Below are 24,887 nucleotides of genomic sequence, written 5' to 3' on the forward strand. Positions count from 1 at the left end.
AGCAACAGCTCGCCGCTTTCAGGTGCGCTGGATATCGCCGACTTGCTGGCGGCTGAGTAACTAACCCTTCAAGTAAGCGTATAGCGTTGTTTTCGAAACGCCCATCAGCTCGCAGATTTCACGCAGCGAGTGCTGCTTACTTACGTATAGCTGCTGCAGAAGCTTTTGTTTTTGTTCGCTGAGCTTTTTCGGTCTGCCGCCGAGGCGGCCACGGACGCGAGCCGCTGAAAGCCCTGCTTTGGTCCGCTCGGAGATGATGTTTCGCTCGAACTCAGCGAGGGCGCCGACGATGTGAAAGAATAACTTTCCTCCTGGCGTGGTGGTGTCAATCGCTTCCGTGAGGCTCCGAAAGCCCACCCCAAGCGTCTCAAACTCCTCCACTAGGCTAATGAGGTGCTTGAGGCTTCGGCCAAGCCGATCCAGCCGCCATACGACAACCACATCACCCGGCCTCAGCTGCTCACGTAGCTGCTCGATGCCAGAACGATCCTGCCTGGCTCCACTCGCAACATCGACGATGACCCGTTCGCAGCCCGCCTTCTCCAACGCATCGCGTTGAAGGTCCAGGTTTTGATCATGAGTTGAGACTCGTGCGTATCCAATCTGCATGCTATGCGATTAGAAGTATTTCGCAATGAAGTCAAGAAACTCATTGAGAGGCGGTATTTCTTTTCCTTGATTTCTTGACCGAGTTACTGTACTCGTTTTTCAACGAAACCCTGACCGGCAAATCACGGTCTTAAACCAGTTCGGAAAACGAACGTTTTCTGTACCAATCAATAGCGAAATGGAAAACCTGCTATCTATCGCTTTCGAAGCTCACAACGATGAACGCAACCACCATCGAAGTTACCAGATGGATGTGGGCAAGGATTTGTTTGGCGATTGGACGCTGAAGATCTCCTACGGACGTTGCGGGCGAGGGAAGCAGGTGCAGTCAATTGCCGCGACCGATGAAAAGCAACTCAAACGCGTGTTGCGTGAACGTATCCTTCGGCGAATGTCTTCCAGGCGGCGTATCGGCTGTGACTACCAGCTGGTCGATGTGGATTGCTCGGCTGAGCTTGCTCCGAGCGACTGGCTGCCAAGAGACCTCGAAGCGAACAGCGTTAGAGCATCCGACGCCTGCTCGGGTTGATCCGACCGGAACCGTCGTACTGAACGCAAAGCGGGATCTCTGCGAGAACTATTAGATGGGAGACGTGAGGCTATGTTGATGTGGTGGAGGCGGCGTTTCTTCCGCACTTGCCGCGGAACAATTGCTTTGCTATCTAACGCGATACTCAAATCCAATCGAAAATCCCTTGAAAGGGCGGTGTTTCTCGTGCGTTCAATGATGCTTGTATTCTGCTTTCTTCTACCAGTTCCGTGCGTGGTCGGCGAAGAGCTAATGCAGGGATCTGCGTCTTCCGAACATGAAATAAACTCGGTCGAACATCTCGAGGCAATGCTGCAAAATAATAGGCGCTTGCAAGCAAGCACGATTGAGAAGATCCAAAACATGAAGCACAATCGTTTGCCAGTGGACTTCTACAAACTGAGCTTTCGAACCACGGAGATTGGACTGGAAATTGCAATTCTTCATAAAAAACTGCAACGCCTAGATCAAACCAGAAAGACCGCCACCTCTGAGCGAGATGGAGGTCTTCGACTGGACTTCTTGAACGAAGAGCAGATGAGAATTGACTTGCAATCTAAGAAGATTGAGCAAAATCAAATTTACAAATTGCGAAAGTTGAATCGCATGCCGATACCGGGCGACCAAACAGAACGCCATCGGAACGATCGCAAGGTCGGCACTCTGAAAATGATTTAAGCCGTTTCTTAACCAAATGGCAACTATTGCGTGATAGGGGTGAGATCACATGCAGCCACCAATAGTTTAGAAAAAGCTGTTTTCATCGGCGATATCGTTGCCCACGTCTTTTGAAGGCTTTTTCTCCGCCTTCCAGGGAGAGCAACTCTTGCCGCCTATCGACGTTCTCGATCGTTGTGCTACTGAATGTTGTGGCATTGCAATCATCGCAGTTGAGAACGTGGATCAATTCTGAGTCACCATTGACCACGAAATTTGCGTTATGAGTCGCGAAAATAATCTGGCGGTTCGGCTTAACTGACTTAATTAGCTCAACAAGATAGCGAGCAATGAGTGAGCTATCGAGATGCGCCTCTGGCTCATCAATAACGATAGGAGTGTTGCCCAGCAGAAGAAGCACGACTACGGCGGCTGTGCATCGCTGGCCGAAAGATGTGCTGTCAAGCGGCTTCCCGTCATAAAAAACGTCGATCCGCCGGTGTTTCGCAATGTCTAGCTTCTGAAACTCGATTTCGAGTTGCAGCAGGTTGTAATTGTGGTCGGACGAAAAATAGTCCCTTAGACGCTTTGTCACCTTGTTGTTAGTATTCAACTTTTCGAGGATCTCGGTTTGTTCTGGAAGATCAACCAGGTCTATTCCGTCGAGAGCGTTGGCGATGTGGCCCTCTCGCGTTTTCTGCTCCAGGTTGCCAGCAATCGTGCTGATGATGTCATCCCGCAAAGACGCAGCGTCATACGAATATCGCAGATCGATCTGCTTAACCTGTTCGCTCACATCTCGCAGTTGCTCGCTAATCGGCTTCAGTAACTCAGTTACGCAACTCTCGTATTTTTCAAGCAAGCTGGGTTGGAACTCGAATTCAGCAATACGTTCCCTCAACGTGTTAATACTACGCTCAAGATCAGGCATCGCTGACTTGGCATTAGCTATGGCCTCATTCGCCTTTCCGACATCAGAGAGATTTTCGTCTGACAGACCCCGATCTTGCAGATAGGCTTTGATTTTCTCTCTGGCTTCCAGGATTTCACTTTCGAGCGCGACTATCCTCGCATCAGCAGTATCGGTTGTGGGGGCGTTAACCTCTTTTGCCTCCTTCAATTTTTCCATGATCGCAATGAATCTTGCATGGAATGCATTCGGTTGACCTGGAGGCTCCTGGTCAAACTGGTCCAATAAATGCGAGACGCTACCAACCAGATCGGCAAGCAGATTTCGCCATTGGATTAGGCCCTGCTTCTCTTCGGTGAGCTCTGCCAAATTTTGATTGAGCTTTTGGTAAATTTCACTTTGGAACGAATTGACAATTGCCGTGTTCGATCGAAGACTTTCTGTCGCCACTCCATGCTGCGTTCTAACAAGCTGCAGTTCTTTTCTGTAATCGATTTGCTGCCGCACTAGAGCAGCGAAAGAATCTAGTTCTTCTTCCGCGTTTTTTAAAGCGTTTTGGGAATCCAGCTTTTCGATCCGAACAAAAATGGCGGGGGTAAACCGACTTGGATCTGTAGCGAAACGCTCGATTTGATTTTGAGGAAGAAACTCGATTGCTGACAAGGGTATGGTGGAATCGATGGATACACACTGAGCAACATCTACCGGCCCATCTGATGAGACTAGATCATTGCGTTTAAAGAATTCATTGTCGCTTGGGAATGCTCGTTCATGCAACAGATTCAGCAGGGTGCTTTTTCCGGAGCCACGACCACCGATAAGGCATGTGAAGTAGGGGCTGAATGCAACTTGGTGACTACCCCGGAAGCAAAAAACGTCTTCGTGCTCCTTGCCTTTGAGACGTGTATCCTCGGGGAAATCTAGCCTCGCATTTTCAATGCGGTATGGCGGACTCAAGGGTTGATTGTCCGAGATGACTACACGAGTATCAAACTCGATAATGGCCTGCCGCAAACCCTCGAATGTCGGATCGGATTTGATCCATGTTCGAAAATTTCCAATTCTATCTTTGTTCGTAGAGCTGCTGAATGCGTGAGCATCACTACAATCAAGCAATCGGTCGTTTACGCCCGCTTCACGAAGCTTCACCCTGGCGCGATCATAGTGTGCGACAGATTCGGAAGAGGTGAATACAAGATCCACATCGTTAATCAGGTGCTTCTTTTCTGCAGCTGAAGCTCCGTTCCATCTAATATCTGCCCATTCACCTTTGCCGACGGCAGTTATTGTTTTCCCCTCAAAGCAATGTCTCTGAAGCCCTTCTTGCACACACTGCATCGTAACCGTGAGATTATTGAATCCGACCGTTATTGGAGATGGGTTGCCTTGTATTTTATCGCTTGGAGTTGATGCAATGATCCTTTCCCCCAGCTCCACTAAGCTCTCACGGGTTGGAACGGCATTCCAGTGGATTGGAGATCCAAGGTGCTCAGGGCTCAAGGAATAGCCTCGAGCCAAACCTGAGAGAAACTGCGCTTCAATGTCGTCAGCAGTAACTTCCGGAGAAAAGAGCACATGGAAGTTTACGCGGCTCAGCTTGCTATCCGATCCTCCAAACTTATCTAGTCTAAGTTCGACTACAGGAAGCACCATGTCGATATTCGCTAGGCGTCCTCTTTTTCGCTCCTCTAAGACTCGTCTATAGCCATCGAGAAAGATATAGTCGTTGATGCCGATCACGCTCACTTCTTGCGGCAAACCCTCGATGTCCTTTAGCCACTGCTCCCAGCCATCTTTGCCCCCGTATCCCTGCACAAGCGAGGCAGGAGTGTGTACATGCAAATCCCACTTCTTCCAAGTCGAGCCCCTTTGATCGAACAACTACAATCTCCTCAATAAGTTCACTAGTTAGGTGGTTTCTGCCGCGACCCTGCCAGCAAGTTGCGAGACAAAGGTTTTCAGGCCTGTCATGGCATCAATTTCACAGTAGCAGCCGTCATCGACATTGGCTCTCGCTGTGAGCATAAATGCGGCAGCATCGTACAAATCTTCCTGCATTAGCTTCTTGCATAGTTGATGATACCGCTCAGCATATGATGCCCCGTTGAATTCACTGAAGGTTGGGAAATGAGGCGAACGATCGGTAACAGGTCGCCGGGATTTTTCGCAGTCCTCGAGCAGCATCATCCAGCCTACAAACGGCTTTGGCTGATCCCCAAAAGCTCCTTCGCGGAAAGCTGTGTTCAGATCGAGAGCTGTGCCGATTGCTTCTTCCGCTCGATTATTGAAGTTGTTGCCGAATGATGGCCCGACCTGGCTTTTGAACTCAACCGCAACGATTAAATGCCCTTCATGAATAACAAGCAAGTCCCAGCTTTTCGTCGGGCGGAAGAAACCTGGCAGCGTCAGCACTCGCTTGCGCAGTTGGATTGACTCCACTGGAAGTCCGTTACTGGTGATCACGTCGCAGATCAGTTGAACAAAACCGTCCATGTTTTTGCCGCCTGTGACGCCTGCTCGTTCGCCCTGGTCAAGCTTCCCAGATTTTTTTTGCTTGCTTACCGCGTCCAGTCGGTTTTGCCAGAAATGCTGAATAGCAATTTTGGCGTTATTTTCAAAGTCTCCAAGACTCAGGCTCATGCGATCACCTCCGCGACATGGCCCCGCAGAACCGTACGCTGTTTGTTGCTTAGTTGATAAATTTGACAAGTGAGCTCAAAACAACTGTCTGTATCGTCGCGTTCAGCAGCATCTTGCAGACTTGCGCGAACGCTTGCCTCTAAGCTTGCCCAGGAGGGAAGGCATATGCGTCTGAGGTTTTGAGCCTGAAATCGAAAGTACCCGCCCCGCATCTTGGTTGAATAACTGGAGACAAACAGATGCGCTATGCCTGAAAGCAGGACCGCCCTTAGCGCGTCAATGCTCCAATCGCCAGCGGTGACATAGTAAAGATTGTGATGCGGGTAAAGCTCCCCTTTCTCGGCAACGATATTCGCTCCTCCCTTGATGTCGGGAATTAATAACTTAGGAGTGGTGGTAAGCGCCGGGTGAATACGGTCGATTGTCCGATACCAATTGGCGGGGTATTTCTTCGCGACATGACGACCGCACAACTGTTCTTTGTGCTCGTCGAGATACGCAGCTAATCCCGGATACTGTCCTAGATCAACCAATTTGCCGTTCTCTGCAAATGGGTTGACCACACCTAGTCCGCTCCACTCGACCTTGCCGCTGGCAATGTCTTTTGTTGTTGCCAATGGAAGCTTTCGATCCTCTTCCACAGCAAGCGATTGGTAGGGAGCAATAAAAACCCGGTCCGCTCCGGTGGCAACGCCGATGCCAACCTTGCAGCCGACTTCCTCGATCAGGGCAAACTTCTCCTCAATATCCCTGAGTAGCCGCGTGCTGTCACACCCTGTGACTATCCAAGGCGACTTGCCCTTCGCAAGACCGTCTATCCTAATGATTGAATCAGCAGGAGCATTGCTTGTGCTGCCGAGAGAGCCAGCAAGTGTCGACAGTGAATCCCTATTGATTGCCGGATCGGAAGCAATCGCAGTCACTCCAGCGCTGCCACGCCTTATCACGGTGATAGCCGGGTACGCAATGACTTCGGATTCAAAAGCTTGCGTATTCGACATGTCCACAAAGGATTCAATGTGAAAATCCTTAGCTACCTTCTCTCGCAAGGGGCCTCCATAGCGGTTCTTTGTCCATCGATCGGCGCAGATGAACCCAAGCCGTCCTTCATCAGAAAGCAAATCAAGCGAACGCTCGATAAACGGAATGTAAATATCCGCACGGTCATACATAGTTGGGTAACGCTGGCGGTACTCTCGCATCAGCGGAGCAGGCACTCGCTCGATGCGAAGGTAGGGCGGGTTACCTGCTACGAAATCAAATTGCCCCTCAAAGGGTTCGAGCAGAAAGTCACCATTGATCAGCCATTTCTCTAGAAGACTTTCAGCCTCGGTGGACGAGAAATCTGCATCGCGTAGCTTTTGGACCAACTTGCGGCGAGTCACATGAAAAGATTCAGTATGAAGCTCAACAGCTCGCAGTGAATCGTTGAGCTGTGACGGATCGCCGCTTCCAAAGGCTCTCCACGATTCAATCAGACGATCAACGATCAGCAGCAAAAAACTACCATGACCGAATGAAGGCTCGAGCATTCTGAGCGAATGGAGTGGCTTACTGGATTTATAGCCAACTAAATCCAAGATGAAATGCACGACGTCCGGCTTGGTAAAGATGGCACCCCTTGCTTCTGTGTCAGCGCCCGAGAGCTCTTCTATCGCAGCTTCGACATCACTCATTCCGGGGAATGTTGGTTGGCTTAAGGCAGCTTGGCGGGCCATTTCCACTCCATTGGTTAAATACTCAATCGCTCTCCAGCGAAACTAGCGCAGCGGACATGCGATGTACACACAAATTGAAGCGAAGAGTCTACCTGACGCCCTGGCCATCAACTAGGCAGGAGCGTTGGCAAACGAACCGCCGTTGAACAGATCCAACCGGGAATCGGCAAGAAAATTCAGGAAATCATCCACTGATTGCTCCTGCGGCCAGATGCCGGCGGGGCTTGGTTGGCTAGCATCGAAGGGAGCCACGTTTTGCCGCTGGGCAAGTAGCTCAATGTAAACTCGCTCAGGCATTGCCTCGATTGCTTCCACGCCATTGCTTGCTTGGCTCGCCGCTTGCTGATTGGCGAGCAGCTCAAGAGCTCGCAGCAATGCCGTTTCCATGTTGGGAAATGCTCCGCTCGCCACGAGACCATCTAGCATGCTCTCGCATTCCTGGGGTATGTCGATGGTCATTGCGGCCGCCTCCCTTGTTTCTCGCTGCATTCTCTGAATGCAATCATCGCACGAACCATTCGTGTTGGTCAATGAATTTGAAGTGGCTCGCTACGGGGTTTCCTCCATCATCCGCTTGAAATCCGGGCTTTTCTCGCGTTTTTGCTCGATGAGCAGTTCGGTCACAACCGGCTCGTCATCGGGAATCAACGCGGCGGTCGATCGATCGGCCTCGACAATGAACACCACTCGCTGCATGACCAATTTCTCGTAGCTGCTTGCCAGGCCGCGCCCACGCACCAAAACCACGTGGTCGCTAAACTCGATTGTTATTCCTAATGAGGGATTGAATTTCACTCCGTAGAGATGCGAATAGCTGATGGCGTGGTGATCGCCTCGGCAGCTGATGAAGTTGATCATCGGCTCGCCGCCCCAGGCTTTGCGGCTGATGCCGAAGGCTAAATACTTCGATTGCTCAACGTAGCTATCGACCTCGGGTAGCTGAGGACCATTGCTGAGCCCAAAACGATCCAGCAAAGAGGCGGATTGATCTTCCGACATGTTTATCTCGCGTATTGAGGCTTTTGGCTGTGTGACAGCATCCATTTCTGAAAGCGTTCTATTTGCTTAGCGGCAAACTGCGAGGCGCGCAAGCCAATCTGCGTGGCTCGCTGATGCAGTCCGCTCTTTCCAGCAAGCGGACTATCGGTTGCCGCTTCAACTAGATCACTCGCATTTTGCGCCGGGTGATGATTTGAAACAGCCTGCATCAAGGCTTGCTTGTCATCGGTGTAGATCGTCACCGATTTGCGGCCCCTACTCGCTGAGACGTAAGCTTGCTCGGGCGACGATGCCGGGAATGAAAGAGAGCTTTGTGCCACAAAAACTCGGTCGTAGGTTTTCCCCTGAGATCCGTAAGAGGTAACGGTCACGCCGTGATCAATGTGTCCCCACTTGGCTGCAATGGTTTGTCCATTGGATAGCTCAAGGTCGCCGGCATCGGTAAAGCCCTTCAGTGTGGCCAGGGAGCCGTTATTGAGCCGCTTCTCGCCTGGAGATTTGCCCGCTCGTTTGTTTTTGGTGATCCGAATCACATCACCTGCAGCGAAACGTTGCTGCTTCTCTTGGAAAACGTCGAACGATTTGGGGGAGTGAAGTGGCAGTTCCACTCGGCCTTTCTGGCATGAAGCAATGACGCTGTCTTTACCAACTTCTGCAACCTTCAGCCGATCGCCCGCTTTGAAGCCGCCCTTTCCCTTGGTCACAAACTCAACCACGTCTCCAGGAGCGTAGCTCGCAGGGTCCGAGCGCTGCGCTTGCGTCAATCGCTTGGATCGCAGCGTCGTGATTCTTTGCTCATCGCCGGAGACAACGCCGCGAGATTTCAGTTCATCGCGGATGGCCTCCGTGATCGCCTCCCGCTCGGCGTGCGAAGGAGCAATCACCAAACTGGATTGCTTGTCCTGGATCGAATCGGCATAGTCACTCGCAAGCCGCCTATTCCTCTCCTCGTCGGCAGCGATTTCTTCGACCCGACCGAGCTCGTCTAAACGCTCAATGCCTGCCGCCACATCGCCCCGGCTCAGCAGCTCGACGGCTTGTTTATAGCTTCCTGACTGCCTGCGAATGGTGGAGACCTCAAGCGGAGCAATTCCGGCCTGGCTTTCGAGGAGGTAGAAAGGAAGGCCGCGAGAAACTGGCTGATGCTGCCGTGCATCACCGCTAAGGATTATCCGAGAATTTTGCTGCTCTGCGATCCGCGCGATAGCGGCCATGTCTTTGGTTCCGACAAGAGCCGCTTCATCAATCCAAATCACTCCGTCTTTTGTCACTCCGTCTTTTGCGTCCGCGTGGGAACGCTCATCGGCCAGAAAGCGAGCTAATGTCTCGGCTTTGAACCCTTCTTGCTCAGCGAGAACCCCATGGGCTGCTTCTGCCGTTGGAGCGAGCACAGTCACCGGCTTGCCCGCCTTCTCGATGGCGTCAATCGCCTCGTGCATCATGGTGGTTTTGCCGCTGCCCGCGACGCCCCGTAGTATCTGCACCCGATCCTTTGAGCTCAGCAGTGAGCGAATGGCATGTTGCTGCTCATCACTCAAAAATTGTCGATCGATCGGATGATCGATCGACAGCGGCCGCACGCGGCCGCGGCCCTGCCGGGCAAAGGAAAGAAGTGATTGTTCTTCCTTCAGTACCTCCCGCGTACTGATCAGGGCATGGTTGTCATTTCCTTGCCGAACGAAATCTCGCTGCGACATTTCTTGCTTGATCTGTTCCACTGAAGCCGAGCCGATTCCGTTCAAAATAGATTGACGCAAGAGTGCTCGCTCGCGGATCACCGCTTCCCGCTCAAAGCAATGCTCGATGGCAATATCCACTGCCTTCGGAGCAGCAGAAGAGCCCTGCGGGGCGGGGCTGCGACTCTGGGCAAGATGATCAAATATGGCTCCCTCCGACGCCGTCATCTCTGAACGCCACTTTTGGGGCAATTCAGCGGTCGGTATTACGCTCGTCGATTTCTTGTCCCGCGTCTTGGCGCCGAGAGTGCCTTTCTCTTTGGCGTTAGTGATGCCGTTTTCCTGCGCCGCCTCTTCGATCACGGCAGTTCGCCGAGAGAATTTTTCAATCGTCTCCCGGGAGACGCCTTCAATCTCAAAATCTCTTGCTGAGCGAACCACGGGATAACCAAGCTGGATCATGTTCTCAGCGAGCCGAGATTGAAACATCGCTTCATACAAACCGGAATCTCGGACGACATCGGAAAGGTCCACTGCTGTCCAGCGATCGCCGGTGTGCGTGGCGTTGATAACGAAGCAATGAACGTGCAGGCTCGGATCTGGCCAACCGTCCACCGGGCGAGAGGTCGTGTGCAGCCAACTTGCACCGACAATATTGCCCGTTTTCTGAAGAGACATCACGCCGCGTGAGTGGTTCACTCGGGTCTGCGCGTCCTGTTCCAGATCAGCGAGAGTGTCATTGGCAGCTTCCTGAACGGCCTCCAAAATGGCATTGTCTTGCGTTGTGGCCCAAAGCAGCGAGACAGACTTGGGAGTTGAGAATGTCAGGTCGGTTCCGACTCGCCGGTCTTCACGGTATCTCGCAGTAAGCTGCTCGCCGGTGAAGGGCATTTGATTGTCAACGAGTCGATCGAAGTGCTTCTTGTCCACTTCCCCTTCAAGCCCAAGCATTGCCGCAGCCCGACCAAACCACCGGCCCTTGAGCGATTGATTAGGCTCAGCGTCCAGGTAGTCGCTAAGTTCGAAATAGCTTTTCGCTGAAGCTGCGTTTTTGGAATGAGTGATCCGCATCGCGGGACCCTACTCCTCAAGTGTGACAACATGATGACCATGCGACCTGGTGAAGATCGATCGGTCATTGTTGTCGCTGGGTGATGCAGCCCGGCAACATTTTCGGCTCATTCACCGGGTTCACCAGAGATTCCCCAAAAGGCACGTGTTGGGGCGGAGAGAAGGCAGCTGAAACTGATGCCGCCATGGTGAGATGGAGATCACGTGGACCAAGTGTCCAGTGCGCCTTTTTGGTTTTCAAACCCAGTCAAAACCAGTGCATTTCAGGCAAGCGAGTCACCGGAAATACCGTAAAAACCAATGGGCGATACAGAATTCGAATCTGTGGCCTCTGCCGTGTGAAAGCAGCGCTCTAACCAACTGAGCTAATCGCCCGAAGGGTTCTTCCGCCACGGCGAGTGGGGCTCGCTGCGGAATAGGCTTCGTGGAGGAAAGATTAACTTCCGCGCCGCGGTGTGACAAGACTTGCTCGGCGGTTGGGGGGGGACGTGGCGGGCGCGGCGGGTTGTGGAGAGCTGGGGAGGATCTTGCGTTGGGTGTTGCTGCTGGAGCAGGTGGGAGTTTTATTTCGAATTGCAAAGTGCAAATTGACAAATGCAAATTGCAAAATGGCGTGTTGGCGGCGTTGGAAATGGGCAGGCGGCGGGTTTGAAAATTGCTTGGATGATTGGCACGCTCGATTTTGGCTGACGCCGTTTTTTCGGTCTTCTTTCGTGGGGGACACGAGGTGGCGGGTTGGAGATACACTGCTCGCCATGAATTTTTCGGATCCCGCTCGCTCGACTGAATCACGTCCTTCTCGTATGCCCGATGGCCGCACAGACGATCGGTATGAGCTAGTTGACTTTGGTGGCGGGCGAAAATTGGAGCTGGTCGCAGGGCGACTGATCGATCGGCCCTCGCCGGCGGCGGAGGGTTTGGCTGCAAAGCAACGTGCGCGGTGGAAGGTGGCGGCCAGCCGTTTCGACGAAAGTGAAAGACGATGGAATCATCGGGTGGAGTGGAAACCAGGACGCTACATCGCATGTGGCGGATTCCGAATGCCGGTCGCGCCGACTCCATATGGGCACATCGGTGTCTTCCCGGAACAACAGGCCAATTGGGATTGGCTGCGGACGCATGCCTTGCCGGATGGCTCTCTACTCTCGCCGCCCAACGCGAGTGACACGGTTGTGGATCGTGCCAAAGCTCTCAACTTGTTCGCATACACCGGTGCGTCAACCATGGCGATGGTGTCGGCCGGGTTTACGGTGGCTCATGTCGACGCGGCGAAACCGAATGTGCAATCGGCTCGTGAGGCGGCGAAGTCAAATGGATGGGATGATCCACCGATCCGGTACTTGATCGACGATGCGGTCAAGTTCGCGGCCAGAGAAGTGCGTCGCGAAAACCGATACCACACGATTGTGATGGACCCGCCGGCTTACGGGCACGGCCCGAGCGGGAAGGCCTGGCGATTGACTCGCGATGTTTGGCCGTTGATCGATGACTGCTTGCGGTTGCTGCAACCGGATGCGTTTCGATTGTTGATCACGGGGCATTCGCCGGACGTCAACCAAGACGATGTTGAAAACTACTTGGCGACTGCCATCCCCAAGACGACTCGGCCATCAGGAAAGCTTCGGTTTGAAACGGGACGACTGCGGTTGCCGGACGAGTCGGGTCGGAAGCTGGACGCGGGGTTCTTTGTGCGTGCTTGGAATGAACGTTAGCTAAGACGGAGAAATTGCAAATTGCAAAATGATCAATGCAAAATGGCAATTGATTGTGGTGGTGTGGCCTTTCTGACGCTGCGGGTTGGGACGAGAGGATTGCCCTTGCGAAGCGAGCGAAGAAGCCGGGACGAAGGTTGTTAGGATTCGTCTTGGTTGGTGACGGCGGCTGCCGTTGTAGGGGCTGGTGTGGGTTCGCAGTGATCCATGTAGTCCAACTGAACGCGAACAATTTCTTTGGTGCAATCGAAGAACGCGTCCAAGACATCGGGGTCGAAGTGTGATCCGCGGCCTTCTTCGAGAATCGAGAAACACTTCTCGCGAGGCATGGCTTTCTTGTAGGGACGCTCTGCGGACAGGGCGTCGAACACATCAGCGACGGCGGTGATCCGGCCTTCAAGAGGAATGTCGCTGCCGGCCAATCCGAGTGGGTAGCCCGAACCATCAAACTTTTCGTGGTGGGTTTGTGCGATGCTGGCGGCCAGTCGCATCAATGCACTGCCGTTGCTGAGCATGTCGGCACCGAGTTCCACGTGCGTACGCATTCGGCGAGCATCGGTGCTGGTGTGTGGCTGGATGATTTGGTGTCCAAACTTAACATGGTTTTGGATCACGTCGAACTCTTCTGGTTCGAGCTTACCTGGCTTCAACAAAATGGCATCGGGAATGGCGATCTTGCCAACGTCGTGCAACTGGGCGGCCATTTCGATGTCACGAACAAACCAATCCGGTAATCCCATCCCGGCGGCAATGATACCGGCGAATCGTCCGACTCGAATGACGTGGTTGCCGGTGTCGTTGTCACGCATTTCGGCGGCACGAGCCAAACAGTAAATGACTTCGCGGCGGGATGCTTCCAGTTCTCGCGTGCGTTGTTCGACTTTGAGTTCCAATTCAGCAGCGTGATGCTGCAGTCGATCTTGAAAGCTTTTGCTTTGCAATGAGTTACGGACTCGCGGAGTCAAATCCATCGGGTCGACGGGCTTGAGCAAGAAGTCAGTTGCGCCCAATTCCAAGCAGACCAATTTGATTCGTTCATCCGTGTTGGCCGTTAAAATCAACACGGGCAAGTGTTTGAAACGAGGGTCCTGCCGCACACGCTCCAACACCTGAATGCCATCGACATTAGGCATGTTGATGTCAAGCAACAACACATCTGGCATGCTGGTTTCGAGGATTCGAAACGCAGAGGTTGAATCGGTTGTCGTTTCGAAATCTCGATAGCCGGCTCGTTCCAAGTATTTTTTGACGACCAGAACGTTGGCGATCTCATCGTCGACGATCATGATCTTGCCGGGCAATGCAGCAACGGGTTTGGCCGAGTTTCCTTGGGGAAGAACACCATGACTTCCAGGAACGACGGGCGCACTAAAGACGGCCGTATCAGTGGAGGTATTGGAAGCGTTCATCAAGTGTGGTCCGAAGGGAACGGTTTCAAAGAGAGCAGTGTCGAGGACGTTTTGAAAACATGCCTCACGCTAGGATGCGAATTGCAGACCAGCGGCATTTGATAGGAATTGCTTTTTGCACGTCGAACGACCTGAACGATTGTGTCGGTCGCAATGATTGAAAAAGACCTCGCGAGCAGAAACCATCTCCCGAAGACCTGGCTTTTCAATTCTCGCGACCACGCTTTCCAGTTGAGATCAAACCGATTGTGGCAATGGTCCAGGGAGAATCATGCGTGCACGAACCGATTCAATTTGTGACAAGTAGGTTTCGCAATCCGTCGGATTCGCTTCCAATGCGGCCTGAATTAGATCTCGTGATGGTTGGGTCAGATCGCCATATCCAACCGTGCCGCCAGCCCCCTTCAGCCAGTGTGCACTGAGTTCCAAAGCGTCAAAGCGATGGTCGCGAAGCTCGTCTCGCATGCCCACCAAACGTTTGTCGAGTCGACCGATGAAATCCGAGACAATGGAATGAAAGTCTGGGTCATCCAGTGGCAAGGCACAATAAATTGGATTGATGATGGTCGTTGGATCAATTGACGCGATCGCCGGACCGGGTGATTCAGATGAATTGGCTTCCTGCGACAGATCCATTCCCGGGATCGCCACTCGCCCATGCAGTTCGCGAATTTCGTTTAGGATCGATTGAGCAATGTCGGTCGATTCATCCTTGGCGGCCTGTTCCAATGTCCGAGCCGGTTCGGTGAAGACATCCAAACCGACGGTTCCGCCGGCACCTTTGAGCCAGTGAGCTTCGCCGTGCACGAAGTCAAACTTGGATTCCTGGATCGCTTGTTCGATTCCATCCAATCTGGCATGTAATCTTGATACAAAGTCGCCCGCGATTTCGCGGAAGTCTTCATCGTCCATCGGCAACGTTGGCACGATAGCGGAAGATGGCAAGCTATTCGAAGCCGCGGTTGGTGAATCAGATGGCGACAAAGGCGTCGATGCTTCGAGAACTGGCGACTGCATTGTTGGCAGAACGCCTGCACTGCTGGAAGCTGCCGAAGAGGGCGCTTCGTTGGCCATGGCATTTGTATTGAGCAACGTGCCCGGATCGACTCCTCCCAAGTATTGCGAGACCATCTCCAGCAACTCATCCAAATTGACGGGTTTGGTGAGGAAGTCATCGCACCCGGCATCCATGCACTTCTCACGGTCACCACGCATGGCGTTCCCGGTCAACGCGATGACCGGAGTTGTGTCTTCTCGCTCACGCAGCAATCGAGTCGCGGAATATCCATCCAAGACCGGCATCTGCATGTCCATCAGCACCAATTCGTATGGGCAACCCGAGTCGTTTCCTTCGGCAATCATATCCAAAGCTTCTTGACCGTTTTCGGCACTCATCACGGTCGCTCCGGCGCGTTTGAGCACCAGCTCGATCAGGCGACGGTTGGCTTCACCGTCATCGACGACCAACACTCGTTTCGCAGGCAGTCGTAGCAGTTCCGAATTCACCGCACCGGCAGATTTCTCTTGTGCCAAGCGAGCCAGCTCTTCGGGACTGACCATGTCTTGCAGGCTCGCAATGCTGGTCGGGAGTTCCACACGGAAGGTGCTGCCGATTCCCACTTCACTGTGTACCGTCAGGGATCCGCCCATCGCCTCGGCGAGACGACGACTGATCGAAAGGCCCAGTCCCGTTCCACCAAACTTACGAGTGGTCGAACTGTCCGCCTGCACAAACGAGTCAAAGATTTTGGCCTGTTGATCCGGCGTCATCCCGATACCGGTATCGATTATGTCGACTCGGATAATCGGGTCATAGCCATCCAGGGAATTGGATGGCGTCTTCAGCAGAGACGTGACAATCGACACGGATCCGCTCTCGGTGAACTTGATTGCGTTGCCGACCAAGTTCGTGATGACCTGCCGCAAACGCGTTGGATCAGACTGAATTGTTCTTGGAATTGCGGATCGGAAATCAACCTTCAACTCCAAGTTTTGCTCGTCAGCTTTGACTTTCAACGTATTAGCCACATCCGTGACGATGTCGTCGAGGTTGGTGTCGATTGTCTCGGTCTGCAAGTGCCCCGATTCGATCTTCGACAGATCCAGAATATCGTTGATCAGTTCCAACAAATGCGCACCCGAACGGTGAATCATGTTGAGGTGATCGACGGCTTCGTCGCCGTTGGACACCAGCCCGCGACGCAGCACATCGGTGAAACCAAGAACCGCATTGAGCGGTGTTCGAATTTCATGGCTCATGTTCGCCAAGAAATCGCTCTTAGCCGCGTTTGCGTTTTCTGCGGCATCACGAGCTTTCGCGAGAGCGACTTTGTTCTCCTCGATCAGCGTGATGTCTTCGAACGTGACTAGGTATCCTTGGCCGGCGATGGGCGTGCAGTTGACGCTGAAGGTCAGCATGCGACCGTTGTTGTCAAATTGCAGAATTCGATCCATGACCGAATCGTCGTTCTGTTTCGCTTCTTCCCATGGCAGGACGTCACCGGTGTCGGCGATCATTTGCCATTCCAAATCGTCGATCTTCTTGCCCATCAAATCCGCTAATTCTTGAGACAGCAATCGATTCAGACGACGGTTGGTAAACAGAATGCGGCCTTTCGAGTTCAGCAGAACCAATCCGACCGTGATGGTATCCAGCGCGTTCTCGACGTGCGTCGGGACGGCTCCGGAGGGATCCAAACTCTCCAGCGTCTTCTTCAAGAAGAATGAAAACTGAATCAAACAAGCGGGAATCAGGACGATCAGCAACCAAGCCGGAGCCCAATAGTTCAGACCGAACAAACCGCCGGTTGATGCAAACGCGAACTGCATTTCGCCCCATTGTTTTCCGTATCGAAACACGGGGACTTTCATTTGATTGACATCGTCCTCGAGACTCTCGTCCCAAAACTCAGCGTGCTCTCCCGCGGACACGAGCAATTTGCCTTCGCTCGAGACCAGTCCGATCGACAAAATTTGAGGATCTCGGTGAACGATCGATTCCATGGTGACTCGCAAAGAGTCGACCTGACCGTGACTGGCCATTGCGGTTCCGCTGATTGCCAGCGTTTCGCACAAGCGCGCACGTCCGTGAAGGATTTCTTCCTGTTCGTTGGGGAAGAATCCAGCAGCGCTGGCGACCAGCAAACTGCCGGCCATCAGACCAACCAATCCAAGTGAAATCCGAATGCGAATCGGGATACGCTGATAGAGACTAATCATTCGTCTGTCATCGCTTTATCGTGGCGGTCCATGAGTTCTTCGAGTGTTTCTCCGTCACCGGTTCCAGAGAATCCTTGCATGATCAACAACGGGTCGACCGCGCTCCAAGCTGGCATGTGGGCAATCAATCCAGACAACAACAATCCGCTGCGCAAAGCCCATGCGACAACGCCGACGGTCACACTGGATGCCGCGGCACCGGCAGTACCGACGACAATCAGGTCACCTTTGATTTGGGAATTGACCTTTTGTTGATAGTTGTCCAATTGGTCCCACATCTCGCCGGGTTGGCTCATCAAGGCATAATCGATGGATGTCATCGCGACACCGTCAGATCCGAAATCGAAATCCAAATCCAAACGCTGAGTTCGACCGTCTGTTTGCGTCAGCCCCAGCTGGTTTCTTTCGATTTGCAATTCGCGTTCGGCAGCCTCTTGCGCCAGTCTCGCTTCGTTGACACTCGCATTCATTCGTTCCAGTTCGGCCGATGCTTCTTCAGCACCACCGGATTGCCCCGATTGTTGTGCGGTTCCATCAGGATTGGTTGTGGCCGCGTTGGGCATGCCAACGGCGACTTCTGACGAGTCGCTTTCGCTAGCGGATTCCGACTCCGAATCGCCGGAATTGTCTTCCGAATTCTCACCGTTGTCTGAATCGTTTTTAGAGTCGTTTGCGTCCCCATCGGTCGCATCCGAATTGGATCCGGACGTATCTTCCGTTGCTGCCGATACCGGAGGAGTTGGTACGACCGGCACGGGCAGGAACGTCAGCGTCACCGTCGCCGCGGCACTGTGTTGCCGTCCATCAAATGCGGTCCATTCAAACGAGATGGAACCAATGAACCCAGGCGGTGGTGTGAACGCGAAGCTGCCGTCAGCTTGCAGATCCAAATTGCCAACCAGCGGTCCAGAACTCAAATGAGCCGTAAGGATTTGCCCGTCCACATCGTCGGATAGCCCGTTAAAAACGGAAGCGGGAACGGTGACCGTTTGCCCCGCCAGCGAATTATCTTGCCAATTACCGAGCGTTGGCGGCGTGTTGGTCGTGGTGACTTGAATCTGCAACGACTCGGTGTCCTCGGAACCACCGCCGAGACTCGCATCGTCCAAATCAATCGTCACGTCCAAATTAGGATTTGTGATTGCATCGAGGGTAATCCCGGCCCGCAACCGCAATTCGGTGCCGACCACTTCGAACAGTGCGGCGTCATCGCCACTCAACGAAAATGTTTCGGCACCAAGCGCGTCGTCGGTGATATCCAAATCAGCAACCTTCAATCCGCTCGAAAAATCTTCGTCCTCCACAACCACAGTGAGCGGAGTAACGACGGTGAAACTGGGTGCTTCGTTGACATCAGTGACGGTCAGTGTGAAGTCCGTCGAGGAATCGATTCCACCACCGATGGACGAATCATCCACGTTCACCGTTACAGTGAGAGTCGATGCGGCCTCGAAGTCCAAAGGCGTATCACCACGCCAGAACAACTCGGTTCCGTCAATCTCAAACAAGGCCGCGTCGTCGCCTGACAAAGACAGATTGTTCGTTCCCGTGGCGTCGTCCGTCACGATAATGTCCGCCATCTTGATTCGCGAACCCGTTGCCGTGTCTTCTGAAAGCGACGTCCCTGATGGACTCAGGCTCACCGTTGGCGACGAGTTCACATCCGTCACGGACATCGAATGACCGACGCTGTCCAGAGCACCCGCGGACAAACTCGCGTCGTAAACCTCCACCGTCACGTCCAACGTCGAATTGCTATCGAAATCCAACGCTGCGTTGTCGACCAACCAAAGTTCCGTGCCATCGATGCGGAATAATGCCGCATCGGCTCCGACCAGAACGAGCGTTTCGGTGCCCAGTGCATCATCCGTGACGACGATGTTGGCGACCTTCATGCCGGATGATAAGTCCGCACCTTCGCTGACCGTGGTGACTTGATTGGACAGACTCACCGAAGGAGCTTCGTTGACGTCGGTGATCGTCAGTGTGAAGTCCGTCGAGGAATCGATTCCGCTGCCGATGGACGAATCATCCACGTTCACCGTCACAGTGAGAATCGGTGCGGTCTCGAAGTCGAGGTTCGTGCCGCTCTTCAAAAACAGCTCGGTTCCGTCGATCTCAAACAAAGCCGCGTCGTCGCCTGACAAAGACAGCACGTTTGTTCCCGTGGCATCGTCGGTGACGATGATGTCCGCCATCTTGATTCGAGTGCCTGTTGAGGTGTCTTCCGCAAGCGAAATTCCTGCTTGGCTCAGGCTCACCGTTGGCGACGAGTTCACATCCGTCACGGACATCGAATGAGCGACGCTGTCCAGAGCACTGGCGGACAAACTCGCGTCGTAGACTTCGACTGTTACGTCCAGCGTCGCATTGCTATCGAAATCCATCGCAGCGTCGTTGACCAACCAAAGTTCCGTGCCATCGATGCGGAACAAGGCCGCATCGGCTCCGACGAGCGCAAACGTTTCGGTGCCCAGTGCATCATCCGTGACGACGATGTCGGCGACCTTCATGCCGGAGGACAGGTCCGCACCTTCGCTGACCGTGGTGACTTGGTTGGACAGACTCACCGAAGGAGCTTCGTTGACGTCGGTGATCGTTAGCGTGAAGTCCGTCGAGGAATCGATTCCGCTGCCGATAGACGAATCATCCACGTTCACCGTCACAGTGAGAATCGGTGCGGTCTCGAAATCGAGGTTCGTACCGCTCTTCAAAAACAGTTCGTTTCCATCGATCTCAAACAAGGCCGCGTCGTCGCCCGACAAGGACAGGACGTTCGTTCCCGTGTCGTCATCGGCCACGTTGATATCCGCCATCTTGATTCGCGAACCTGTTGAGGTGGACTCAGGAATCGACGTTGCTGATGGACTCAAGCTCACCGTCGGCGATGAGTTCACGTCAAGGACATTCATTGAAAAGGACTTTGTGTCATCGGGGGTTCCCCCAACGTCGGCGTCATCAACGACCACGTTCACGTTCAGCACGCTATTGGTGTCAAAATCGAGAGCAGCCCCGTCCTTCAAATACAATTTTGTGTTGGAGTCTCGTAATTCGAACAATGCGGCATCGTCACCGGTGAGTGTAAACCCGTTCGTGCCAATGCCGTCATCGTTCAAAACAACGTTTGCAACATGCACGCCACCACTAAGATCCGCGTCTTCCAAAATGGATCCCAGGACGGTGTTGATCGAAATCGTGGGAGCCGAATTCACTCGGTTGACCTGAACCGTAAAGGTCTCTTCGGTGAACGAGGAGTCAGCACTTGTTGCGCGGACTGTAAAACTGTGCTCCGTCTCCACGTCGTAATCCAACGTGGCCGCCAGCGTCACAATTCCGGTGTTTGAATCAATGGCGAATTTGGAATCAGGATCACTCACCAAGCTGTAAGTCACCGCTTCGCTATCCGCGTCCGTCGCGGAGGCCTGGATGCCAACGGCGTCTCCGATTTCAGCGTCTTCGTCGACACTGTCGGGATCTGCATCGGCATCCGAAACCGCTCCGATGGGCGTGTTGGGAGAAGTTCCGACAGCAAAAGTCAGTGAGTTGATCTCTTGATTATCAAATTGATCCAAACCAACGTCCGATCCATCGAACAGCAACTCAACATTGGCCACGGAAGTGCTTCCGCCAATCCGAGTGGAGGTCATGGTCAAGCGGAAGACATCTTGGTTGGTTCCCGTCACGCCACCAATGGTTGTGCTTGCTTCGCTTCCAGCGTGGACCGAAATCAAGAGATCGCCCGCCGTGACAGCGACGCCCCCGATCGTTGTGCTGGACTCAACGACATGCAAACCAACGATCCTCTCTGTGAACCCAAGATTTCCACCATCGCTTCCTTCAATCAGAACCGTCTCGGTGCCTGTTGTATTGGATTCACCCACCGTATCGGCATGGTAGGTGATAACACGATCATGCTCGCTGCCACCGGAATGAGAGAACAGAAACGTGCCCTGGGCGAGCGTCGTGTCGCCCACGGTGACGCCGCCTTCGTTCTCCACCAGCGAGATGCCTCGAATGTCATCTCCGTTGAGCGGATTGTCGAGCAAGAAGAAGAAGTCACCGGAGGTGTAGTCGCCTGGCGTGGATGCCCGGAACACGATCACGTCTTCCCGATCAAACTCTTTGTCGGGTTCCGTTTCGCTCGAAAAATCAATTCCGCTCTTGTCGATCGAAAAGATCAGGTCGCCGGCCAGCAACTCGAAACTATTCGCCCCCGTCCCAACGCTCAGACCGGACCAAACCGCATGCATGCCGGAAATGCCGACATCGGTGTCACTGATAAAGTTCTCCAAACGGAAACCGATTGTGGAAGCGGATCCGGAAGTCGTGCCTCCATTGCCATCCAGCGTCAATCCAGGGTCGCTGACTTGAACGACCTGGTCTTCGCCCCAGTTCGTTAGACCAGCGACACTCGACTCGCTCACATCGTTGTCTGTGGTGAACCACAAACCATCGATTTCGGACTGGTTCCCCACACGAATCGTGATTGTTTGCGTGGCTGTATTGCCCTCTGCATCCTCGACATTCACAACCACGGTATAGGACGACTGACTTTCGAAGTCCAACACTCCGTCGGTCAAAATCAACTCGTCTGAATTTCCGCCGCCGATCGAGAATTTCGCGGCATCCGCACCACCGGTGACCGTGTAAGTAAACGTTTCGTCTTCGTTGATATCGAAGGCACTTAGAGTGCCGACACTCAATCCGGAAGCGGTATTCGTATTCTCAACCACTTCGTCAGGTTGGAACCCAAACGAAACGGGGGCTTCATTGGTAAGTGACGCCCCCAAGCCAATGCCCGCCTGCGGCGACTCTGTATAAAAGAAAGTTCCATTGGCGTAGTCGATTGCCAAACCATCAGGTTCATCAATCCCCGAATTCATGAAAACGCTGCGATTGCCCCCATCCAAATCCGCTCGCCAAATTGCATCGGTCCCAGCGGAGACCGAGTAATAGATCGTGTTGTTCGCTACGTCCAGCACCAACCCATTGACGCTGCTTCCAAATCCACCTGGTTGGGTGAAGAGCGTCTCACGATTCGAACCATCCAAGTCCATCCGTTCGACCTTGCGAGTCAGTTCGTCACTCCAATAGATATGCCCGTTAGCCAAATCCAACTCAATATCGTCTGGCTTGTAGAACACATCCAGTCCGCCGGTTCCGATAGAGGCCAGTGTCTCAACATTGCTGCCATTAAGATCAGATCGCTTGACAAAGTTGAATTCGGTTCCATCTTCAACCCAATAGATCTTGCCGGATGCCAAGTCGACTTCAATACCTTGTGGTTTGTCCAAACCAGTAAGCACTTCGACCAAATCAGTTCCGTCAAAATTCACTCGCTGAATTTTGCCGAAATCGGGTTCAGAAAAGTAAAGATGTTGGTTGATCGAATCGACGAACAAATCCTGTGCCTTCGGAACTCCGGTCAGAATTGTCTGCGTGTCGCCGCCTGCAAGATTGGTTGATTGAATCCTGTTGTTATCGGTGTCCACGAAGAAGATTCGATCGACGACGCCTCCCTGAGCTTGATACGCACCCGCGTCATAACGTCCATCCAGCGAACTGTACCCGCGAGCGTCCGAGCCGACCGCGTCCTCCGGTTTTGCTGCATCAATGGCTGCGCTGCTGCCCTGCAACTTGTGCGTTTGGACATAGCCACCATTGTTCGCGAGTGCCCCCAGGTCCACGTTTGCCCCAACCAGATCGCTGCCAAAACCGGAAGCCGATCCAACATCGCCGATGAGGTTCCCACCATTGGATGTGAACGCACCATGGACGTCTGGGTTGCTCGAGGTGGCCGTGTTGCCGGAGACGATCGAGTTGGCAACGGTTGTCGTACCGGCTTCGACGAAGATGCCCCCGCCAATATTGGATGAATTCAAAGTGAATGTGGAATGAACGATCTCCGCATTCACCTTCGTGTAGAGGCCGCCGCCCGCATTGGCCCCCGTGTTTCCACTCACCGTCACATTCGTCAATGAAATGGAAGTCGCACCCGATTCGACAAAGATCGCCCCACCAACCGTTGCCACGTTGCCCGACAAAGTGACCCGGTTCAACGTCGCGGTTCCTCGGTTCGTGATGCCGCCGCCCGTGTTGGTGGCGTAGCCATTCACACCGCCGTTGCCGATGATGGCGACATCGGTCAGTTCGATGGTACCTTCGTTGCCAATCGCTCCGCCTTCCGTCGCGGTGTTGTCGGTCAACAGAGCACGTTGCAAAACCAGCCCAGCAGATGGAGCCTCAACCCGGATCGCACCGCCCATCTCGCCCGAGGCATTCCCGCCCTGCAACGTCACATCCGACAAAGTCAGCGTTCCACCGCGGACATCGAAAATCCGACTCAATTCACCACCATCAATGATGGTGGTGTTGATCCCATGGCCGACAATCGTGACATCCTTCAGAATGTCCAGATCACCATAGGAGTTTGCGTCATCTTCGGTTTGTTGGCGAGTGAGTTTGAAGACGGTCGGCATATCCAGCGATGCACTGAACACAATGGTGTCGCCACCGGCTCCGGCGTTCGCTTGCGTGATCGCTTCGCGAAGCGACATTTCGCCATTGTCGTTGGACTCGTCGACCCAAGTCGTCACCGTGATCGTTGCGAGCTTGTGTTGCCAGGACTCCTGGAATGATTCGCTGACAACGATGTCCGCATCAATGACACCGGTCGCGTATTCCAAATCCCAATCCGCACCATAGCGTGCGTGGCCGGTGTCATCGTCGCTGGCCGCGACATCGGCACCGGTGAGCGCCGCGATAGAATCGACCAGCGTCCTGCCATCAGCATTGGTCGCCAAATCACAACCATAAAACAGAATGTCCGCATCCGTTGTCAGCGCATGCTGCCACGACGCGATTTCACCAACGTAGGCGTCCAGGTTCTCCGCCCCGAGCCATAGATTTCCCAAACGAACCGAGGAGTCTTCGGCGTGCGAAATGATTTGCAGCGAACGAACGTTAGTCCTTGACTCCAAAATTTCAGTGATCTGCGTGATCCCATCCCGGTCCGCATCCAGAACGATCACTTCACTGCCTTCGCGATGCAAACGAAGGTCTTCCAGCAACGCCTCCAGGTCCGGCGTCAGTGCATCGATGATGATGATTTCGCCGGCAACAGAATCCGATTGCTCAGGATTCTGAACACTGGATGAAGTGGTGCTCTGTTGCGATTCGGCCTCCGCATCCAACGGAATCTCCATCACCGTAGCGGCCGCTGCACCATCGCCTGCGGAGGCGTCCATCATGGCCGGATCAATCGGCGTGGCACTGAACAACACCATCGGCTCGAGCGTGCTGATCTTGGGCAATCGTTTGCCCAATGCCACCGGCCGACGAGCCCGCACGGACTGCTGTGCCAAAGTCGCGACGTGATCCACCCTCAGACAGCAACGCTGCCACCAGTGTTTCGCGAATTTTGACATCAGATACCTCGCACGACGGCGCTCGAACAAGGGACAACGTCTTCGAGGCACGTCTGTTCACGGTACAACCCATTGGTGTGGGCCGGTCGTCCGCCGAACCGTAGGCGACAAAACCCGTCCGGGCCGTGGAAACTGATTGGGGAAGCCAAGTTTTCTTTGTCAGCTGGAGAATCTGTGAGGCTTGCAACGCTCATTCGGCGTCGGGGGCCGGTCGTACGGAATGAATGCCTCTTTGCGGCTGATTCGGTGACTGAGTCCGGTCGATCTCCCAAGTGCCCCTTGTCTGGATTGCAGAAGGAACCCTCCTTCAA

At 53.6% G+C, this 24,887-nt stretch carries 13 protein-coding genes and 1 tRNA gene; 3 read left to right on the forward strand and 11 right to left on the reverse strand.

Translation table 11 applies throughout. The annotated features are described in order from the left end of the window. Positions 1-60: 60 nt before the first annotated feature. On the reverse strand, positions 61-609 hold the full coding sequence (locus RE6C_RS19840; protein WP_008659431.1) for a recombinase family protein: 549 nt from the start codon (positions 607-609) through the stop codon (positions 61-63). 178 nt (positions 610-787) lie between these two features. Here RE6C_RS19840 and RE6C_RS19845 point away from each other — a divergent pair, with 178 nt between their 5' ends. Continuing rightward, the gene (locus RE6C_RS19845; RefSeq protein WP_008659433.1) at positions 788-1,138 is read left to right on the forward strand and encodes a WGR domain-containing protein; all 351 of its coding nucleotides are present in this window, start codon (positions 788-790) and stop codon (positions 1,136-1,138) included. Between the two features lie 72 nt (positions 1,139-1,210). Continuing rightward, the gene (locus RE6C_RS19850; RefSeq protein WP_144054835.1) at positions 1,211-1,816 is read left to right on the forward strand and encodes a hypothetical protein; all 606 of its coding nucleotides are present in this window, start codon (positions 1,211-1,213) and stop codon (positions 1,814-1,816) included. 82 nt (positions 1,817-1,898) lie between these two features. Here RE6C_RS19850 and RE6C_RS19855 read toward each other — a convergent pair whose 3' ends face one another. The 7 genes from RE6C_RS19855 to RE6C_RS19885 form a co-directional block, all read right to left on the reverse strand. Then, a complete protein-coding gene (locus tag RE6C_RS19855) occupies positions 1,899-4,586 on the reverse strand; it encodes a TrlF family AAA-like ATPase (RefSeq protein ID WP_008659435.1) in 2,688 nt (895 codons plus the stop codon). Between the two features lie 27 nt (positions 4,587-4,613). Next, positions 4,614-5,345 (reverse strand): PaeR7I family type II restriction endonuclease, encoded by a 732-nt coding sequence (locus RE6C_RS19860; protein WP_008659436.1) that lies wholly within the window; start codon positions 5,343-5,345, stop codon positions 4,614-4,616. Beyond that, positions 5,342-7,063, reverse strand: coding sequence for an Eco57I restriction-modification methylase domain-containing protein (locus tag RE6C_RS19865; protein ID WP_008659438.1), 1,722 nt, complete (start codon positions 7,061-7,063; stop codon positions 5,342-5,344). Before RE6C_RS19865 ends, RE6C_RS19860 begins: the two co-directional genes overlap by 4 nt. A 111-nt stretch (positions 7,064-7,174) precedes the next feature. Next, complete coding sequence (locus RE6C_RS19870; RefSeq protein WP_052035012.1) at positions 7,175-7,489, reverse strand: hypothetical protein; 315 nt, start codon at positions 7,487-7,489, stop codon at positions 7,175-7,177. Between the two features lie 123 nt (positions 7,490-7,612). Further along, on the reverse strand, positions 7,613-8,062 hold the full coding sequence (locus tag RE6C_RS19875) for a hypothetical protein (RefSeq protein ID WP_008659440.1): 450 nt from the start codon (positions 8,060-8,062) through the stop codon (positions 7,613-7,615). A gap of 2 nt (positions 8,063-8,064) precedes the next feature. Continuing rightward, positions 8,065-10,809, reverse strand: a complete 2,745-nt coding sequence (gene mobF, locus RE6C_RS19880; protein ID WP_008659442.1) for a MobF family relaxase — start codon at positions 10,807-10,809, stop codon at positions 8,065-8,067. Positions 10,810-11,110: 301 nt separating this feature from the next. Beyond that, a tRNA-Val gene (locus RE6C_RS19885) sits at positions 11,111-11,184 on the reverse strand. Between the two features lie 380 nt (positions 11,185-11,564). On the opposite strand from RE6C_RS19885, the gene RE6C_RS19890 reads away from it, so the two are divergent. Then, positions 11,565-12,521, forward strand: coding sequence for a class I SAM-dependent rRNA methyltransferase (locus RE6C_RS19890; RefSeq protein WP_039962698.1), 957 nt, complete (start codon positions 11,565-11,567; stop codon positions 12,519-12,521). A gap of 140 nt (positions 12,522-12,661) precedes the next feature. On the opposite strand, the gene RE6C_RS19895 is transcribed toward RE6C_RS19890, so the two are convergent. The 3 genes from RE6C_RS19895 to RE6C_RS19905 form a co-directional block, all read right to left on the reverse strand. Then, positions 12,662-13,930: an HD domain-containing phosphohydrolase gene (locus RE6C_RS19895; RefSeq protein WP_008659445.1), complete on the reverse strand. Its 1,269-nt coding sequence runs from the start codon at positions 13,928-13,930 to the stop codon at positions 12,662-12,664. 237 nt (positions 13,931-14,167) lie between these two features. After that, entirely contained in the window at positions 14,168-17,149 is a 2,982-nt protein-coding gene (locus RE6C_RS19900) for an ATP-binding protein (protein ID WP_008659447.1), read from the reverse strand. Further along, positions 17,146-24,576, reverse strand: coding sequence for a DUF4347 domain-containing protein (locus RE6C_RS19905; protein ID WP_008659448.1), 7,431 nt, complete (start codon positions 24,574-24,576; stop codon positions 17,146-17,148). Before RE6C_RS19905 ends, RE6C_RS19900 begins: the two co-directional genes overlap by 4 nt. Between the last annotated feature and the right edge of the window lie 311 nt (positions 24,577-24,887).

Origin of the sequence: Rhodopirellula europaea 6C (assembly GCF_000338295.1) — a bacterium.
Taxonomy (GTDB): domain Bacteria; phylum Planctomycetota; class Planctomycetia; order Pirellulales; family Pirellulaceae; genus Rhodopirellula; species Rhodopirellula europaea.

What these genes read in the sequence shown, in the direction of transcription:
- RE6C_RS19840 (WP_008659431.1), bottom strand. Translation starts at nt 609, where the DNA reads ATGCAGATTGGATACGCACGAGTCTCAACTCATGATCAAAACCTGGAC.
- RE6C_RS19845 (WP_008659433.1), top strand. Translation starts at nt 788, where the DNA reads ATGGAAAACCTGCTATCTATCGCTTTCGAAGCTCACAACGATGAACGC.
- RE6C_RS19850 (WP_144054835.1), top strand. Translation starts at nt 1,211, where the DNA reads ATGTTGATGTGGTGGAGGCGGCGTTTCTTCCGCACTTGCCGCGGAACA.
- RE6C_RS19860 (WP_008659436.1), bottom strand. Translation starts at nt 5,345, where the DNA reads ATGAGCCTGAGTCTTGGAGACTTTGAAAATAACGCCAAAATTGCTATT.
- RE6C_RS19865 (WP_008659438.1), bottom strand. Translation starts at nt 7,063, where the DNA reads ATGGCCCGCCAAGCTGCCTTAAGCCAACCAACATTCCCCGGAATGAGT.
- RE6C_RS19870 (WP_052035012.1), bottom strand. Translation starts at nt 7,489, where the DNA reads ATGCTAGATGGTCTCGTGGCGAGCGGAGCATTTCCCAACATGGAAACG.
- RE6C_RS19875 (WP_008659440.1), bottom strand. Translation starts at nt 8,062, where the DNA reads ATGTCGGAAGATCAATCCGCCTCTTTGCTGGATCGTTTTGGGCTCAGC.
- mobF (WP_008659442.1), bottom strand. Translation starts at nt 10,809, where the DNA reads ATGCGGATCACTCATTCCAAAAACGCAGCTTCAGCGAAAAGCTATTTC.
- RE6C_RS19890 (WP_039962698.1), top strand. Translation starts at nt 11,565, where the DNA reads ATGAATTTTTCGGATCCCGCTCGCTCGACTGAATCACGTCCTTCTCGT.
- RE6C_RS19895 (WP_008659445.1), bottom strand. Translation starts at nt 13,930, where the DNA reads ATGAACGCTTCCAATACCTCCACTGATACGGCCGTCTTTAGTGCGCCC.
- RE6C_RS19900 (WP_008659447.1), bottom strand. Translation starts at nt 17,149, where the DNA reads ATGATTAGTCTCTATCAGCGTATCCCGATTCGCATTCGGATTTCACTT.
- RE6C_RS19905 (WP_008659448.1), bottom strand. Translation starts at nt 24,576, where the DNA reads ATGTCAAAATTCGCGAAACACTGGTGGCAGCGTTGCTGTCTGAGGGTG.